Annotated in this window: 15 protein-coding genes; 3 read left to right on the top strand and 12 right to left on the bottom strand. The window is 70.2% G+C overall.

The annotated features are described in order from the left end of the window. Positions 1-288: 288 nt before the first annotated feature. Positions 289-492: a DUF397 domain-containing protein gene (locus tag C6361_RS07340; protein ID WP_107256607.1), complete on the bottom strand. Its 204-nt coding sequence runs from the start codon at positions 490-492 to the stop codon at positions 289-291. Next, positions 485-1,369 carry a helix-turn-helix transcriptional regulator gene (locus C6361_RS07335; protein WP_107267225.1) on the bottom strand — a complete coding sequence of 295 codons (885 nt, stop codon included), beginning with the start codon at positions 1,367-1,369 and terminating at the stop codon, positions 485-487. Before C6361_RS07335 ends, C6361_RS07340 begins: the two co-directional genes overlap by 8 nt. Positions 1,370-1,690: 321 nt before the next feature. Between C6361_RS07335 and C6361_RS07330 the strand changes: the two genes are divergently transcribed. Then, entirely contained in the window at positions 1,691-3,769 is a 2,079-nt protein-coding gene (locus C6361_RS07330; RefSeq protein ID WP_159079224.1) for a hypothetical protein, read from the top strand. Positions 3,770-3,822: 53 nt separating this feature from the next. Here C6361_RS07330 and C6361_RS07325 read toward each other — a convergent pair whose 3' ends face one another. From C6361_RS07325 to C6361_RS07280, 10 genes are all read right to left on the bottom strand, one after another. Further along, positions 3,823-4,551, bottom strand: coding sequence for a GntR family transcriptional regulator (locus tag C6361_RS07325; RefSeq protein WP_107256601.1), 729 nt, complete (start codon positions 4,549-4,551; stop codon positions 3,823-3,825). Between the two features lie 109 nt (positions 4,552-4,660). Continuing rightward, positions 4,661-5,863 (bottom strand): dipeptidase, encoded by a 1,203-nt coding sequence (locus C6361_RS07320; RefSeq protein WP_199853280.1) that lies wholly within the window; start codon positions 5,861-5,863, stop codon positions 4,661-4,663. Positions 5,864-5,899: 36 nt separating this feature from the next. Beyond that, positions 5,900-6,892 (bottom strand): ABC transporter ATP-binding protein, encoded by a 993-nt coding sequence (locus C6361_RS07315; RefSeq protein WP_107256599.1) that lies wholly within the window; start codon positions 6,890-6,892, stop codon positions 5,900-5,902. Beyond that, a complete protein-coding gene (locus tag C6361_RS07310; RefSeq protein ID WP_107267223.1) occupies positions 6,879-7,877 on the bottom strand; it encodes an ABC transporter ATP-binding protein in 999 nt (332 codons plus the stop codon). The genes C6361_RS07315 and C6361_RS07310 overlap by 14 nt, the downstream gene beginning before the upstream one ends. Beyond that, the gene (locus tag C6361_RS07305) at positions 7,877-8,746 is read right to left on the bottom strand and encodes an alpha/beta fold hydrolase (protein ID WP_234359383.1); all 870 of its coding nucleotides are present in this window, start codon (positions 8,744-8,746) and stop codon (positions 7,877-7,879) included. The genes C6361_RS07310 and C6361_RS07305 overlap by 1 nt, the downstream gene beginning before the upstream one ends. After that, entirely contained in the window at positions 8,743-9,918 is a 1,176-nt protein-coding gene (locus C6361_RS07300; protein ID WP_107267222.1) for a Xaa-Pro peptidase family protein, read from the bottom strand. Before C6361_RS07300 ends, C6361_RS07305 begins: the two co-directional genes overlap by 4 nt. A 4-nt stretch (positions 9,919-9,922) precedes the next feature. Then, positions 9,923-10,816 carry an ABC transporter permease gene (locus C6361_RS07295; protein WP_107267221.1) on the bottom strand — a complete coding sequence of 298 codons (894 nt, stop codon included), beginning with the start codon at positions 10,814-10,816 and terminating at the stop codon, positions 9,923-9,925. Continuing rightward, complete coding sequence (locus C6361_RS07290; protein ID WP_107267220.1) at positions 10,813-11,766, bottom strand: ABC transporter permease; 954 nt, start codon at positions 11,764-11,766, stop codon at positions 10,813-10,815. Before C6361_RS07290 ends, C6361_RS07295 begins: the two co-directional genes overlap by 4 nt. A gap of 35 nt (positions 11,767-11,801) precedes the next feature. Then, a complete protein-coding gene (locus C6361_RS07285) occupies positions 11,802-13,439 on the bottom strand; it encodes an ABC transporter substrate-binding protein (RefSeq protein WP_107267219.1) in 1,638 nt (545 codons plus the stop codon). Continuing rightward, positions 13,436-14,638, bottom strand: a complete 1,203-nt coding sequence (locus C6361_RS07280) for a dipeptidase (protein ID WP_107267218.1) — start codon at positions 14,636-14,638, stop codon at positions 13,436-13,438. Before C6361_RS07280 ends, C6361_RS07285 begins: the two co-directional genes overlap by 4 nt. Before the next feature lie 435 nt (positions 14,639-15,073). Here C6361_RS07280 and C6361_RS07275 point away from each other — a divergent pair, with 435 nt between their 5' ends. After that, positions 15,074-16,024 carry a GlxA family transcriptional regulator gene (locus tag C6361_RS07275; RefSeq protein ID WP_234359382.1) on the top strand — a complete coding sequence of 317 codons (951 nt, stop codon included), beginning with the start codon at positions 15,074-15,076 and terminating at the stop codon, positions 16,022-16,024. A gap of 13 nt (positions 16,025-16,037) precedes the next feature. Further along, positions 16,038-16,685: a DJ-1/PfpI family protein gene (locus C6361_RS07270; RefSeq protein ID WP_107267216.1), complete on the top strand. Its 648-nt coding sequence runs from the start codon at positions 16,038-16,040 to the stop codon at positions 16,683-16,685. Positions 16,686-16,687 lie beyond the last annotated feature (2 nt).

Raw genomic sequence — 16,687 nt, 5'->3', positions numbered from 1 at the left:
TCGTGCGAGTGCCACCCTCACGCCATCCTTGCTGGCCACGCTGGTCCTCCAGATCGCCGTCGTCGTCTAGCCATCGGCGCGAGCCGTCGGGACACGAACCGATTCAAGCTCCACGTCTGGCCGATGGCCGGACCCTATCGGGTGTGATCGATCGGTCGCTGCCCTGGAGCCGACAGCATGGGCTGAGAGACTTGAGCGTCCGACTAGGTCAGGTCCTGCGCTTCGGGAATGGGGAGAACAGCAGATGCCCCCGGCCGAAGGCCGAGGGCACTGGTTGGAGCGGGTCGGTCAGCGGACGATGCTGGCGGTCTTGACTCCGGAGACAAAGGCGGACCAGGTGTACGGCGAGAAGGCGAGGACCGGCCCGGCCTGGTCCTTGCTGTCGCGTACGGCGACGACGTGTGTCAGGTTGTCGGCGACCTCGACGCACTCGCCACCGTTGCCAGCGCTCCGGCTGCTCTTGCGCCACTCGGCGTCGGTCAGGTCAACCATGGGTTAGCTCCCCGATGAATTTGTTGATCAGGTTCTTCGATTGTCCCTCATCCAGCGCCAGCCGGCTAAGGCTGGCCCAGACCTTCTCGTAGGCGGCGTATTCGGCTGCGCGGTCGAGGTAGAGGGCTCCGGTTAGTGACTCGCTGTAGACGATCGGTGGCTCGGGCGTATTGCGGTTACCGGACGGGAAGTCGAGCAGGACGAACTCACCCGCCACGGTGCCGTGGTGTGGGCCGGCAGCCAGCGGTAGCACTCGAACCGAGACGTTGGGCAGGTCAGCTACCTCGATCATGTGTTGGAGCTGTTCGACCATTAGGGACCGGTCACCGACTGGCTGCAGCAGCACCGCCTCGGAGAGGACCATCTCTACGTTGGGCGCGGGCGGCAGGCGCCGGGTCAGCAGGCTTTGCCGTTGCAGTCGCACTTCGACTGCGCGCTCCCGATCTTCGTCGCTCATCTCCGGCTGGTCGATGCCATACATCCCTGAGGCGTATCCACGGGTCTGGACGATGCCCGGTATCAGCGTGTTCTTGAAGAAGCGCAGTCGCGAGGCCACAGACTCCAAGCCGACGTACAGCTCGAACCACTCGGGGATGGCGTCGCCGTACGCGTGCCACCAGCCCTTGGCCTTCGTCTGGCTGGCCAGCCCGACCAGGGCGCCGACCAGTTCCGGCTTGACGTCGTAGAGCGCGCACATCGCCTTGACGTCGAGCGAGCGGACGACGCCGAGTCCACTCTCGATCCGCCAGACCTTCTGTCGGCTGCACTCCAGGGCGTCGGCCGCTGCGTCCAGGGTCACCCCGGCCTCGGTGCGGAGCTGCTTGAGTGTGCGGCCGAGCTGGCGGCGCGGCACGGTCGAACCCATGTCCTCGGTCATTTGATCACTCCCCGCGTTCGATTCTGCAACATCCTGCCGCCTCCGATAAAACGTTTATCCGTTGACCGAAAATAAGTCAACAGGCGATGGCGATTTCTCGCGAGAATTCGTTGCCACCCACCCGTCACACGCTACAAGATGGCTTCCGAGAGCGACCGTCCATAAAGTTTTCGGCTGGGTCGCCGCGCTGATCAACAATCCTCGGCGAAAGGATGATGCCGCCGTGCGTGCAAATCTCTGTCGTATTCATTCCACCTACCGCCACCGACCCGATCGCGATACCGACGGCTCACGCCAGACCGGGCAGTGGCGGGCGGGCCGATGACCGGCCGGGCCGTGGTGATCACCTGCCCGAGCTGCGACGGGCTGACATTCACGGTCGGCGCCTGCCTCTGCGTCGGATACGGCAACCGGATCCTGGTCACCGACGATCCGGCACCCCGCGAGCCGTACCGGGAATGCCAGGTGTGTCGCGGCGTCGGACAGGTCGCGACCGCCTGCCATCGGTGCGGGCAGCGCGGCGAGCGGCGGGCGCAGCTCGTACTGACCGTGGCCAACGTGGACACCGGCGAGGTCGCCTCGGCCAGTGTCGTCCCGGGCGCGGTGCCGCCCCGGCCGGCGCCCGGCGGCGGTTGGCATCTGCCACTGAAACCGCTGGTGAACAAGCTGGCCGAATCCGTCGGCGCGGCCACCTGGTCGGACTGCCACGGGCAGTCGGGCGACGGGTCGGCCGTGCTGCTGCCCCGCGAGTGGAGCCCGGAGCTACCCGACGACCAGCGGCTGGCGCTGGAGATCCGGGCCATCGCCGGCCACCCCGGCGAGAGCTGGCAGGTGTACCTCGGCCGCAGCATCGCCCCGCCGGCGGTCGTCCCGGAGCGGCGGCTCGGCCAGCTCTGCGAGCTCGCCGACCGGCTCTGCCTCGACCTGGTGCTGGAGGCACGCCGGCTGTGCCACGGCCACGACGATCTGCTCTGGGACATCCGCTTCGACGTACCCGGGGCGGCGGTGCCGGCGACCCGGCGCGGAACGGCGTACAGCCTGACCGAGGCGCTCGGCACCGTGACCGTCTCGTCCGCGATTTCCGGTATCGCGGCGCGCGGCCTGGCCGCGCCGGCCCGGTACCTCGTCCCCTCGGTCGAGTCGGCGCCCGACCCGGCACGGCCCGTCCGGGACCTCGACCAGGTCGAGCGTCGGGTGGTTTCCGAGTGTGTCGATCTGCGCACCGGGGAGCCGCTGCCCGGCGCCTGCGCGATCTGGCGGGACGGGCGCTGGTGGTACACCGGCCTGCGGGTCGCCGACCGGACCGAACGGCTGGTCGAGCGGGAGACCGGCCAGCTGTTGCGCCGCCGCACCGAGGTGCTGCGGCGGGGCTGGGAACCACCCGACCCCGACTGGCTCGGCGACGCGATCGCGCACACCCCGTGCCCGGCCTGCGACCCCGGCAACGGGCTGCGGCCCTGCTACTGCACCGTCGGCGCCACCGCGGTCGATCCCGACTGCGACAGTTGCGCCGGCAGCGGCCTGCGCGCCGGGATGCTGACCTGCCACACCTGCCTGGACAGCCACCGGATCTTCCAGGGCATGGTCGTCACCCTCACCGACCTGGACCACCAGGTCGTACACCTCAACTGGCGGGCCGGCGACGCCGCGCCCGCGCGGCTGGTCGCGACCCAACCCGGCGGCAAGCCGGTGGTCCAGCTACCGGAGTGCTTCCGGCTGGCCACCCACGCCAGCACCTTCGGGGTACGACCGGAAGACCTCACCGAGGCCGACGGCGGCTGGCCGGTCGACCAGGATCTCCGCGAGGGGTACGTCACGCTGCACGTGACCGGCGTCGAGCCGCTGACCCAGCACCTCGCCCAGTCCGGCCGGGGCAGGCCCGGCGGCCGGCTGATCGTGCTGGCCGCACCACCCGAGGTGCCGCCGTTGCCGCACCTGATCCGGCTCGCCCCCGGCCTCGGCCTGGCGGTCGACGTCTCGGTACGCGACAACCGGCACAACGCCGACGACCCGCTGCGCGCGCAGGGCATCTGCTGGTACGTCGAGTTCACCGTCGCCCCGACACCTACGACGCCGGAGGCCGAGCCGGCGAGCCGGCCGACGCTGGTCGGGGCGATCGCCTATGCCCTCGACTACCTGGGCAGCGTGCTGGCCGAGGCGGTACCGGACGACCCCGCGCAACCGATCGCGGTGCCGCAGGCGCCGATGTCGGAGCCGATCGCCGACCCGGAGCCGATGCTGCGCCGGCTCGGCGCGCACCGTGCCGGACAGTGGGTGACCGTCCGGTTCAGCGGCGCCGACTGCCGGATCGGAGTACGCGAGCAGGGGACCCTACGTCATCTGGTCACCGCCGCCGACCTGACGACCGGGCTCACCGCTCTCGGTCTGGGCGCTGGCTGACCCCGACGCCCTCCCGCTACGAGACCCGGGAGGCTTCGGCGTGCGGGGGAGGCTCAGGCGCCCCGGGTGATCCGCAGCGTCAGCACGTCGGTCCGGACCGTGATGTGCCCGTGGAACAGCGCCAACCCCTCCGCGTTGTAGCCGATCTGGGTCGCGCTGACCAGCGGATGCCCGACCGGCACCTTGAGCCGGTCGACCGCCGCCTCGTCGGCGAGCACAGCCGCGAACTCGATCTCGGCCCGGCGTACCGGCATCCCGGTCGCGCCGGCCAGGAACTCGAACATGTCCAGGTCGATGCTGACCAGGCCGGACGGGTCGAGGTCACGCTCGCCGACCCGCAGCGGCAGGTGGTCGCGGATCCAGGCCGCCGCGACGCCGTCGACGGCGAAGAGGCGGTCCACCCGCCAGACCGGTGAGCCGACGTCCAGCCCGAGGATCTTCGCGCAGTCGTCCGGACACTCGGCCCGGCTCACCGCCGCGTCCTGCAACGCCGGCCGGTGCCCGGAGGCGGTGATCCGGTCCCGCAGCGCGGTGACGTCACCGATCGACACCGGCACCCGTTCGGCCGGCTCGCTGACGAAGGTGCCGACCCCCCAGGTCCGGGTCAGTACGCCTTCGGCGGCGAGCTGCCCCAGCACCTCCCGTACGGTGGCCCGGCTGACCGCCAGCCGCTCGGCCAACTCCCGCTCGTTGGGCAGCTTGTCACCGGTCCGGAACTCGCTGCCGATCAGATCGCGCAGTTGGACCTGCGCGGTCTGTAGCGCGGTTTCGCGCCGAGCCATCAACCCTCACCTCTTCGCTCCGCCGCGCCAGCTACGGCGTACGGAGTGTAGTAGCTGGGCACCCGCCGGATCGACGTCCGAGCGGGTGCACCCCAACCACCCGACGTCGTTACCAGACCTGTTCCAGTACCCGGATGGTGTTGCCGCCGATCACCTTGGCGATCTCGTCGTCCGAGTAGTCGTGCTTGACCAGCCAGCCGACGATGTTGCCGAACGCCTCGCCCGGGTTCTCCACCCCGGAGACGTACTCGACCCGGGGGTGCTCCGGCTTGTTGCCGGAGTCGTGCCCGTAGTTGCCGGCGTACGTCTTGTGCACCCCGACGTGGTCGCCGAACATCGTGTCCGGGCCGAACGTCACGTGGTCGATGCCGACCAGGTCGACGCAGTAGGTGAAGTGGTCCATCACCGACTCCAGCGAGTGATCCAGGTGCGCCTCGGAGAGCGTGGTGTGCGGGGCGGCCTCGATGCCGATCACCCCTCCCCGCTCGGCGCAGGCCCGGATCACCTCGTCCGGCTTCATCCGCGAGGTGTTCCAGACCGACCGGGCCCCCGCGTGGGTGATGAAGACGGGTACCCGGCTCGCCTCGATGGTGTCCAGGCAGGTCTGGTCGCCGGAGTGCGAGATGTCGATGGCGATGCCGAGCTTGTTCATCCGGTCGACGGCGCGTCGGCCGAAGTGGGTCAGCCCGCCGTCCCGGGCCTCGGAGAGCCCACCGCCGAGCATGTTCGCCTGGCTGTACGCGATGCCGAGCTGCCGCACCCCGAAGCCGTACAGGATGTCGATCCGGTCGAGTTCGTTCTCGATCGGGCTGCTGCACTCCAGCCCGGCGACCAGGGCGAGTCTGCCGTCCCGCTTGGCCGCCCGGATGTCGTCGAGCGAGGTGGCCAGCGTGACGTAGTCCTGCTGGTAGAGGTCGCTCATCCGCATCCCGAGGGCGTAGATGAGGTCGTTCCACTTCCAGCCGTTCTCGCTGGTGACGCAGGAGGCGCCGGCCATGAAGTTGTCGAAGACGGCGGTCAGCCCGGACCGGGCCAGCCCCTCGTAGCCGGTCCGCTGCCGGGCGGTCCGGTTGTAGGCGCGCAGCTCGGTGACGTCCGCCGGCAGGATCACCGGGTGCTCGTGCAGGGAGATCGCGATGTGCTCGGCGAGCAGGCGCGTGACCCGCTGCCGCTGCGCGTCGGAGAGCCCGAGGTCGTGTTCGGGCACCCGACCGATCTCCGGGGCCAGCTCGAAGACCCGGTAGTCGGCGTGTGGCTCCAGGTACGAGTAGGACTTGTGGCCCTGGTACCGGGAAGCGGGTTCTTGCAGCAAGACTTTCTCCTTACGAAACGCAGACGGTGCGAGCGGCTAGGCGGCGGCCAGCGGATAGTGGCAGGCGACCGCGCGGTCGCCGCCGGCCAGCGGTGGTTCGGTGATGGCGCAGGTCTCGGTCGCCTGCCAGCAGCGGGTCCGGAACCGGCAGCCGGAGGGTGGGTCGACCGGGCTGGGCGGATCGCCGGCGAGGAGGATTCGCTTCCGCTCACCCCGGCCGACCGGCTCGGGTACCGGCACCGCCGAGAGCAGCGCCTTGGTGTACGGGTGTGCCGGCGCGTCGTACAGCAACTGCTCGGGGCCGCTCTCCACGAGCTTGCCGAGATACATCACCGCCACCCGGTCGGAGATGTGCCGGACCACCGACAGGTCGTGCGCGATGAAGACGTACGCCACGCCCAGTTCCCGCTGAAGCCGTTCCAGCAGGTTGACCACCTGGGCCTGCACCGAGACGTCGAGTGCGGAGACCGGCTCGTCGCAGACGATCACGTCGGGTTGCAGGGCCAGCGCCCGGGCGATGCCGATCCGCTGCCGCTGCCCGCCGGAGAACTGGTGCGGATAGCGGTCCAGGTGCACGCTCGGATCGAGCCCGACCAGGTCGAGGAGTTCCCTGATCCGGTCCAGCCGGCGCCCCCGGTCGAGCACGTCGGGGTGGATCTCGAACGGCTGGAGCAGGATCTCCCGGATCGTCCGGCGCGGGTTCAGCGAGGTGTACGGGTCCTGGAGCACGATCTGGATCCGTCGGCGCAGCGCCCGCAGGTCCCGGCCCCGGGCGGCGTGCACCACCGCGTCGCCGAAACGCACCGAGCCGGCGGTCGGCCGCTCCAGCCCGACCAGCATCCGGGCCAGGGTGCTCTTGCCGCAGCCGGACTCGCCGACGATGCCGAGGGTCTCGCCCCGGCGCAGCACGAAGGAGACGCCGTCGACGGCCTTGACCACCCCGCCGGAGGTGAACGGCAGCCGCCCCTTCACCGGAAAGTGCCGGACCAGGTCGTCGACCCGGAGCACCAGCTCGTCATCGGCTGACATGCAGCAACTCCTCCCGGTGGTGGCAGGCGCTGGCCCGGCCCTCGGGCACCGGCTCCAGCGCCGGCAGCGTGGCCCGGCAGACGTCGTCGGCGCGCGGGCAGCGCAGGTGGAACGGGCAGCCGCTGGGCAGCCGGGCCGGGTTCGGCGGGGCGCCGGGGATGGCGTACAGCTCCTCGTCGCGCCGGTCGATCCGGGGCATCGAGGCGAGCAGTCCCTCGGTGTACGGGTGCGCCGGGCCGGCGAAGATCTGCCGTACGGTGGCCCGTTCGACGATCCGGCCGGCGTACATCACCGCCACGTCGTCGGCGACCTCGGCCACCACGCCCAGGTCGTGGGTGATCAGCAGCAGCGCCATTCCGCTGTCCCGCTGGATCTCCGCGATCAGCTCCATCACCTGCGCCTGCACGGTGACGTCCAGCGCCGTGGTCGGTTCGTCGGCGATCAGCACGTCCGGCTCCAGCGCGATCGCCAGCGCGATCATGATGCGTTGGCGCATCCCGCCGGAGAACTGGTGCGGATAGTCGCGTACCCGATCCTTTGCCGCCGGGATGTGCACCCGGTCGATCAGCTCGATCGCGCGGCGCCGGGCGGCGGACCGGGAGAGCCCCCGGCGGACCCGGAGCAGCTCGCCGAGCTGCTCGCCGACGGTGTAGACCGGGTTGAGCGCGGCCATCGCGTCCTGGAAGACCATGCCGATCTCCTCGCCGCTGACCCGGTCCCGCTGCTTCGGGGTCAGGGTCAGCAGCTCCCGGCCGCGCAGCCGGACCGAGCCGCTCACCCGGGCCGGCGGCGCGTCGAGGATCCCCATCACGGCCTGCGCGGTGACGCTCTTGCCGGAGCCGGACTCGCCGAGGATCGCCAGCGTCCGGCCGGACTCCAGCGCCAGCGACACCCCGTTGACCGCGCGCACCGCGCCGGCCGACCCGGCGTCGCCGCCCGGCCCGGGGAAGCTGACCCGCAGCTCCTCGACCTCCAGCAGGGCCATTACCGGATCCCGGCCGAGTCGAGGAAGTCGCGTACGGTGCGCTGGAACAGCTCCGGCTCCTCCAGTTGCGGCGAGTGCCCGGAGTGCTCGAAGACCACCAGTCGCGCGTTCGGGATCAGGTCGGCGATCACCTGCGAGGCGGCGACCGGGGTACGCCAGTCGTGCCGGCCGACGGTGACCAGGGTCGGGCAGGTGATCGAGGGGAGCTGCGGCTTGAGGTCGTAGCGTGGCATGTTCTGCCCGAACGCGGCGTTGTGGGTCCGGTAGTGGAACCGGGTGGCGGCGAGCTTCGCGGCGTCCTTGGCCGGGTCGTGCTGGTGGTCGTAGAGCGGCAGGATCGCCTTCCAGTACTCCCGGAGCTGTTCGTTGCTCTCGAAGTGCCCGGTGCCGATCCGGTCGATCGCCCACTGTGGAATCGTCGTACGGTCGGTGTTCTTCGCCTTCTCGACCGCGAGTTCGTTGTGCCCGTTGTCGGCGGCGGTGTCCCGCAGGATCAGCGCGGCGACCCGGTCCGGGTGCGCGACGGCGTATTCGAGGGAGATGAAGCCGCCGTACGAGCCGCCGGCCATCACGATCGTCTCGTAGCCGAAGTGCTCCCGGATCGCGTCCACGTCGGCGACCCACTGGGCGTGGGTGAACGGCTCGTCGTCGCTGGACTCGCCGGAGCCGCGCGCATCGAAGACGATCACCCGGTACCGGTCGGCGAAGGGTCCGAACGACCGCTTCGGCTCGGACCGGGAGCCGAGCCCGGGTGCCCCGTGGTGCACGATTATCGCCGGTGCGTCCTCCGGGCCGAACGCCTCGACCACCAGCTCGGCACCATTGATCTTCAGTCGACCCGCGAAACTGGGCGTGCTGTCGACGGTCATCGGACCTCCTCGATGATGTTGGACGCGAGATCGCGCGGATATCCGGTCAACCGGCGCGGCCCGGCCTCCTCGACGAGTACGGTGTCGGAGATCCGGTAGCCGGCGTGCCCGGGTACGTAGACGCCGGGCTCGCTGGAGAGCAGCATTCCGGGCTCCAGCACGGTGTCGTCGCCGTCGGCGACCCAGGGCGCCTCGTGGTTCTGCAACCCGATCCCGTGCCCCTGCCGGTGCCGGATGTACTCGCCAAGCCCGTGCCCGCGCAGCACGTCCAGGCAGATCCTGTTGACCTCGGCGCAGGTGCGGCCGGCCCGCATCGCCTGGGTGCCCACCTCCTGCGCCTCCCGGTCCGCCTCGTAGTAGCGCCGCTGTTCCGGGGTCGGCTCGCCGATGACGAAGGTGCGTTCGCTCTCCACGAACCGGCTGGCCACCGCCGCGCCGAGGGAGAGGATCAGGGTGTCGCCGGGCCGTACCCGTCGCCGGGTCGGCAGGCCGTGCGGCAGCGCCGAGTTCGGGCCGGCGTAGACCAGTCCGCCGGCCAGCTTGGTGGTGTAGACGACCAGGTCGTAGTCGGCGTACATCCGGTCGGTGCCGTAGCCGATCACGTGCCGGGCGATCTCGTCCTCGCGGGGGAGTTCCGCGCCCCGGCGCAGCGCGTCGGCGATCAGCTCCCGGCCGGCGGCGAGCATCTCGTCGCAGATCCGGGCCGCCGCCTCGTGGAACGGGATCTCCTCGGGAAACTTGCGCAGCCGCAGCTTCGCCACCGCGTCGGTGGTGACCAGCGTGCTGCCGCCGAGCGCCCGGGACAGCGCCCGGTACGCCCCGATCGACAGTCCGGCGCTCACCCCGATCTGCTTCGCGATCCGGCCGGCCAGCGCCGTGCCGAGGGTCTGCTCGGCACTCACCACGCCGGGGAACTCGAAGTAGCTCAGCGTCTCGACGCCGACGCCCTGCTGTGCGGCGTACTCCTCGTCGAGGCGGGGGATGACCAGCAGCGGGTCGCCCTGGCGGGGCATCCAGAGATAGACCGGCCGTTCGGTGGCGATGTAGAAGAACCCGGAGAGGAAGGCCACGTCGGCGGGGGAGGTGGCCAGGAACCCGTCGAGGCCGCGCGCGTCGAGCGCGTCGGCGAGCCGGGCCCGGACGGACGAGTAGAAACTGTCGGGCAGACGCACGGGGTCAGCCTCCGTTCCGGCGGGGGTCTCGGATGTCGTTGAACCGCATGCCGGCGACCGTCGCGGCGAGTACCAGCAGCAGGATGGCCAGCGACGGGAAGAGGGTCTGCCACCAGGCGATGGCGACCACGCCGCTGCGCTGGGCGTTGAGCAGGATCCGCCCCCACGACCAGGCGTCCGGGTCACCGAGGCCGAGGAAGCTCAGCCCGGCCTCGGAGATGACCGCCCGGGAGGCGGTGAGCAGCACGCTGACCACGATCAGCGGTACCACCGCCGGCATGATCTCCCGGGTGACGATCCGCCAGCCGGTGGCGCCGAGCACCCGGGCGCCGTCGATGTACGGCATCGCGCTGACCACCAGCCCCTGCGAGCGGATCAGCCGGGCCACCTCGGGCCAGGCGAAGACGCCGATGATCACGGTCAGCGTCCAGACGCTCGGGTTGACGATCGCGGCCAACATGATCATCAGTGGCAGTGTGGGCAGCGCCAGCATCACGTCGGTGACGACGGTGCCGACCGCGTCGACCCGGCGGAAGTACGCCGAGGCGAGCCCGATCGCCGTACCCAGCACGATCGCGATCAGCGAGGCCGCCACCCCGATCAGCAGGCTGGTCCTGGTGCCCCAGACCACCTGGGCGAAGATGTCCTGCCCGAGGTCGTCGGTGCCGAACAGGTGCCCGCCGGAGGGGGACTGGAGCACGTCCGGGCTGGTCCCGCCCGGCTCGTCGGCGATCAGCGGCGCGAAGACCGCCAGCAGCACCATCACGGCCAGCACGATCGCGGCGAGCAGCCCGGACGGCTGCCGGAAGAACGTCCGCCACGCCGAGCGGGCCAGGGTCGGCTCCGCCGCCGGGGCGGTCGCCGCCGCCTCCGCCTCGGTCACCAACGGCGCACTCATAGCCGGATCCGGGGATTGAGGACCGCGTAGAGCAGGTCGGTGAGCGCGTTGGCGACCACCACGGTGATGGCGAGCATGATGAACGCTCCTTGCAGGACGGGATAGTCGCGTTGCCCGACCGCCTCGAAGATCAGCCGGCCGACGCCGGGATAGGCGAAGACGGTCTCGGTGAGCACGGCGCCGCCGACCAGGGTGCCGAGTTGCAGCCCCATCAGGGTCAGCGCCGGCAGGATCGCGTTACGCAGGCCGTGCTTCCACAGTCGACGCCGGCCGGAGAGCCCCCGGGCCCGGGCCGCCCGGATGTAGTCCTCGCCGAGTACGTCGATCAGGTTGGTCCGCAGCGTCAGCGCGTACGGGCCGAGTTGCACCAGCACCAGCGACGCGACCGGCAGCACCAGGTGGTGCGCCAGGCTCAGGTACGCGGCCAGGCCCCGGGTGTCGGGGTCGATCGCCCCGCCGATCGGGAACCAGCCGAGCCGGGCGCCGAGCCAGACCAGCAGCAGCATCGCCACGCTGGGCACGAAGAGGGCGTGCCCGGCGATGCCGAAGCCCTGGAGCAGCTTGTCCGGCCAGCGGCCCCGGTGTGCCGCCGCGGAGACCCCGATCGGGATGCCGACGGCGATGGTGAGCAGGAACGCCACCCCGGCCAGCAGCAGGGTCCAGGGCAGCCGGTCGAGCAGGATGTCGGTGACCGGCTGGATCTGCCGGAACGAGATGCCGAAGTTGCCGTGCAGCAGCTCGCGCAGGTACGAGACGTACTGTTCCAGCAGCGGCCGGTCCAGCCCGTACGTCTCGAGCAGCGCCGCCCGCATCTCCGGCGTCATGTCCCCCTCGACCATCAGGGTCGTGGGGTCCCCCGGCAGCAACCGGAGCAGGAAAAACGTCGCGGTGATCGCTATCCAGACGGTCAGTACGGCCTTCAGCGCCCGGTTGAGCATGAAGCGTGCCACGTGGGGGACCCCTCCCTTCTACCTCGTCGCGCCGGTCAGCCGACCGGCTTGACCTGGGCCAGCGAGTAGGCGGTGACCATGCCGAGCAGGTCGGACGGCGAGGCCACGAAGCCGGTGAACTTGCTGGCGTTGTAGGCGAACTGGAAGTTCTCCACGTAGAGCGGCGTCAGGTACGCCTGCTCGTGCACCACCTTGTCGATGTTCTTGATCTTCGTGGCGAACGCCGCCGGGTCGGTGGTGGCCGCCGCGTCGTTGATCAGCTGGTCCATCTCCGGCGACTTGAGCAGGTTGTAGTTGATCCCGCCGGGGTTGCTGGAGAGGTAGGTGCTGCGCAACTGGTCCATCGGGTTGTCGAAGACGCCCCACTGCGACGCGTCGATGTCGTACTCGCCGTCCTTGGTGCGGGAGAGGAAGGTGTTCCGCTCCACGCACTCGTTGGTCAGCTTGATGCCGGCCTTCGCGGCGCTCTCCCGGAAGAGCTGGACCACCCGGGTGATGTTGGCGTTCGACTGGTCGCAGGCGACACCGAGGTCGAGGCCGTCGAAGAGGCCGTCACCGTCGCGGTCGGAGTAGCCCGCCGCCGCCAGCTTCGCCTTCGCCCCGGCCGGGTCGAACGGGTACGGCTGGATCTCGGTGTTGTCGTAGTCGGCGAAGATCGGCGAGATCGGCCCGGACATCTCCTGGGCGTCACCCTGGAGCACCGACGAGATGATCGACTTGGTGTCCACCGCCATCGACAGGGCCTGCCGGACCTCCTGCTTGGCCAGGTCCTTGTTGTTCATGTTGTAGGTCAGGTGGGCGAAACCGAGGGCGCCGACCTTGGCCAGCTTGATCTTCGAGTCGTTCGCGAAGGTCTTCGCCGCCGACGCCGGGACCGGGGTGCCCATCAGGTCGATGTCGCCGTTGCGCAGCGCCAGCATCATCGTGTTGACGTCCGGGTAGAGCCGGAACTCGACCTTGCCGACCGCCGGCTTGCCGCCGGGCGCCAGCGGGTACCTGTCGTTGCGCTTCATCACGTACCGCTGGCCCTTGGTGGCGCTCTCCAGCACGAACGGCCCGGCGCCGACCCAGTCGGAGTCGTTGGCGAACTTCGACAGGTCACCGGCGCCCTCGAAGACGTGCTTCGGCACGATCGACATCCAGAACCCGACGCCCTCGGCGAACGGCGCGTACGGCTGCGAGAGGTGGAACTTCACCGTGGTCGCGTCGGGTGCCTCGATCGAGGTGACCCAGGTCAGCTTGGCGGCCACGTTGCCGAGCTTGTACTTCATGATCGACTCGGCGCTGAACTTGACGTCCTCGGCCACCACCGGCTTGCCGTCGGTCCAGGTGAAGTCGTCGCGCAGGTGGAACACGGCGGTCTTGCCGCCGTTCTCGTAGGTGTACTCCTTGGCCAGCTCCGGCGCCTTCTTGGCGTTCTCGTCGATCCGCAGCAGGTGCGGGTACATCGCGTTGAGGATCCAGGAGTCGGTCTTGCTCAGCGACTGGAGCGGGTTGAAGTTCGACACGTCGGTGGTGGTGCCGATCCGCAGCACGTCACCGCCGCCGGAGTTCTCCCCGGACGACGAGTTGTCCTCGTTGAGCCCGCACCCGGACAGGCCGAGTGCGACCGCCGCGCCGAGCGCGACCGCGACCCGCCACCGGCGGGTACGGCCGGAAAATGTCCTGCTCACCAAACCTCCCGAAGAACGCGAATGATGTTGCCGCCGATGACCTTGGCGATCTCGTCGTCGGAGTAGCCGCGCGTGACCAGCCAGCCGACGATGTTGCTGAAGCACTCGGCCGGGTTCTCCAGGCCGGAGACGTAGGGCACCCGGGGGTGGTCGACGGCGCCGTGCGCCTTGCCGATCGCCAGGTGGCCGGTGAAGCTGTCGTGCAGCCCGACGTGGTCACCGAAGTTGGTGTCCGGGCCGAACGCCACGTGGTCGATGCCGACCAGGTCGACGCAGTAGACGAAGTGGTCCATCACCGACTCGATGGAGTGGTGCGGGTGCGCCTGCGAGAGCGTGGTGTGCGGGGCGGCCTCGATGCCGATCACACCGCCGCGCTCCGCGCAGGCCCGGATCACGTCGTCCGGCTTCATCCGGGGGGTGTCCCAGACGGCGCGGGCGCCGGCGTGGGTGATGAAGACCGGTACCCGGCTCGCCTCGATCACGTCCAGCGAGGTCCGGTCGCCGGAGTGCGAGACGTCGATGGCGATGCCGAGCTTGTTCATCCGGTCGACCGCGCGCCGGCCGAAGTGGGTCAGCCCGCCGTCGCGATCCTCGGAGAGCCCCGAGCCGAGCATGTTCGCCTGGCTGTACGCGATGCCCATCTGGCGTACGCCGAAGCCGTAGAGGATGTCGATCCGGTCCAGCTCGTTCTCGATCATGGTGGCCGCCTCCAGCCCGGCCACCAGGGCGAGCTGGCCGTTCCGCTTGGCGGTGAAGATCTCTTCCAGGCTGGTCGCCACCACCACGTAGTCCTGCTTGGCGATGTCGGCGAAGCGCAGCCCGATGTCGTAGATGACGTCGTCCCACTTCCAGGCGTGCTCGCTGGTGACGCAGCCGGTGCCGTTCATGAAGTTGTCGAACACGGCGGTCATCCCGGACCGGGCCAGTCCCTCGAAGCCGAAGGAGTTGCGTCCGGTGCGGTTGTAGTCCCGCAACTGCGTCACGTCGGCCGGCAGGATCTTCGGGTGCTCGTGCAGCGAGATCGCGGTCTGCTCGCGCAGCAGCCGGGCTACCCGGTCGGCCTGCTCGTCGGTCAGGCCGAGGTCGTGCGCGGGCACCCGGCCGAGTTGTGGGGCGAGGTCGAACACCTTGAAGTCGACCTGCGGGGTCAGATAGTCGAACGACCGGTATCCCGTATAGCGGGAAGCACGTTCCTGCACTGGTCAGCTCACCTCGGAACACTCAGAGGGATGAGGATGGAGGTCTGACCTCCTGCCTTTCCGGGACCGTACGTGAACTCGCTGCGCATTGGGAAGATCTCGTAACCTGACCGTTATCTGCCGCGCCTCGTCACCGACGCGTCAGAAATCTGCTGGTAAAAGCCGTGGCCCGGCGGGAATCGCCCGGCGTCGACAGCGTGGCCCCAGTCGGGACCGGCCCGCCGGCGAGTCGAAGAGCGACCTTTCGGAGGTCAGACCACTGCCGATCGGACCGGCGGGCGAATCCGTTCGGCCGACCGCTGACACGGGCCCCGACCCAAAATTTGGGAAGTTGTTGGGGGCGATGTGGCGCGCCGTCGCCCACCAGCGGGGATGGCCGAAATCGTCAGTACCGTGTCATTGCCGCCACGTCCACCCGGTGGAAACGATGGACGGGTGGACGACCGCCGTATCGTTTTCGTGATCTTCCCGAGGTTCCAGGTGCTCGACCTGACCGGTCCGCACGAGGTGTTCGCGCAGGCCGAACGGCTGGCGCCGGGCTACCGGCTGGAGACCGTCGCACCGCTGCCCGGGCCGGTCACCGCCAGCGGCGGCCTCACCGTGACGCCGGACCTCGGCATCGACGAGTGCGTCGGGCCAATCGACACACTGGTGGTGGTCGGTGGCGCCGGCCGGGTCGGGGCGTGCGCCGACCGTCGGTTGACCGACTGGCTCCGCTCGGCCGCCGGCCGGGCCCGCCGGGTGGCCGGGGTGTGCAGCGGGGCGTTCCTGCTGGCCGAGGCCGGGCTGCTCGACGGTCGGCAGGCGGTCACGCACTGGGGGAGCTGCGCCGAACTGGCCCGCCGGTATCCGGCGGTGACCGTACGACCGGATCCGATCTTCGTCCGGGACGGTGCCGTCTGGACCTCCGCCGGGGTCACCGCCGGAATCGACCTCGCGCTCGCCCTGGTCGAACAGGACCGGGGAGCCGAGACATCCCGGGCCATCGCCCGCCGACTGGTCATGTTCGTCCAGCGTCCCGGCGGCCAGGCCCAGTTCAGCACCCAGCTCGCCGCGCAGCGGCCGGCCCGTGGCGGGCTGCGCCAGCTCCAGGACTGGGTGGTCGAGCACCTCGCCGACGACCTCACGGTGCCCATCCTGGCCGCCCGGGTCGGGATGAGCGAGCGGCACTTCGCCCGGGTGTTCAGCGCGCAGACCGGGCAGACCCCGGCCGCGTACGTGGAGGCGGCCCGGGTCGAGGCCGCCCGTCGCCTGCTGGAAACCACCGACACCCCGCTCGGGTCGATCGCCCGGCGCTGCGGATTCGGCACCGTCGAGACGATGCACCGTCGCTTCCGGCGCACGGTCGGGGTCACCCCCGGCCGGTACCGCCAACACTTCGGCTGAGAGGACCTCCGCGATGCGTATCGTGATCCCGCTCTTCGACCGGTTCACCGCCCTCGACGCCGTCGGGCCGTACGACGTACTCAAGTTGCTGCCCGGGGCCGAGGTGGTCTTCGCGGCGACCAGTACCGGACCGGTCCGGAACAACGTCGGCAGCCTCGCCCTGACGGCCGATGTCGCGCTGGACGACGTCGACTCCTGTGACGTACTCGTGGTGCCCGGCGGCCCCGGCGTCGACGCTCACCTGGCCGGCGGGCCACTGCCGGAGTGGATCCGGCGGGTGCACGAGGGCACCCGGTGGACGACGTCGGTCTGCACCGGTTCGCTGCTGCTCGGCGCCGCCGGACTGCTGCGCGGCCGTACCGCCACCACGCACTGGCGGAGCGCGGAGCGGCTGGCCTCCTTCGGCGCGACCTACTCGGCGCGACGGGTGGTCGAGGACGGCAGACTGCTCACCGCGGCCGGGGTCTCCGCCGGAATCGACATGGCACTCACCCTGGCCGCACGGCTCGCCGACCGGACCACCGCCGAGGCAATCCAGCTCGCCATCGAATACGACCCACAGCCGCCGTTCGACGCCGGGTCACCGGCAAAGGCGTCCCGGGCGGTCCGGGAGCGGCACGCCAGCGGCCTGCGGGCGGGTCTCCGCCCGGCATCCGGCTGAGC

This window comes from Plantactinospora sp. BC1 (genome assembly GCF_003030345.1).
Lineage (GTDB): Bacteria > Actinomycetota > Actinomycetes > Mycobacteriales > Micromonosporaceae > Plantactinospora.
This window is presented reverse-complemented; position numbering and strand designations above follow the sequence as displayed.

Bases quoted from the DNA above. Each gene is read 5' to 3' on its own strand.
- C6361_RS07340 (WP_107256607.1), bottom strand. From the start codon at position 492: ATGGTTGACCTGACCGACGCCGAGTGGCGCAAGAGCAGCCGGAGCGCT.
- C6361_RS07335 (WP_107267225.1), bottom strand. From the start codon at position 1,369: ATGACCGAGGACATGGGTTCGACCGTGCCGCGCCGCCAGCTCGGCCGC.
- C6361_RS07330 (WP_159079224.1), top strand. From the start codon at position 1,691: ATGACCGGCCGGGCCGTGGTGATCACCTGCCCGAGCTGCGACGGGCTG.
- C6361_RS07325 (WP_107256601.1), bottom strand. From the start codon at position 4,551: ATGGCTCGGCGCGAAACCGCGCTACAGACCGCGCAGGTCCAACTGCGC.
- C6361_RS07315 (WP_107256599.1), bottom strand. From the start codon at position 6,892: ATGTCAGCCGATGACGAGCTGGTGCTCCGGGTCGACGACCTGGTCCGG.
- C6361_RS07310 (WP_107267223.1), bottom strand. From the start codon at position 7,877: ATGGCCCTGCTGGAGGTCGAGGAGCTGCGGGTCAGCTTCCCCGGGCCG.
- C6361_RS07305 (WP_234359383.1), bottom strand. From the start codon at position 8,746: ATGACCGTCGACAGCACGCCCAGTTTCGCGGGTCGACTGAAGATCAAT.
- C6361_RS07295 (WP_107267221.1), bottom strand. From the start codon at position 10,816: ATGAGTGCGCCGTTGGTGACCGAGGCGGAGGCGGCGGCGACCGCCCCG.
- C6361_RS07270 (WP_107267216.1), top strand. From the start codon at position 16,038: ATGCGTATCGTGATCCCGCTCTTCGACCGGTTCACCGCCCTCGACGCC.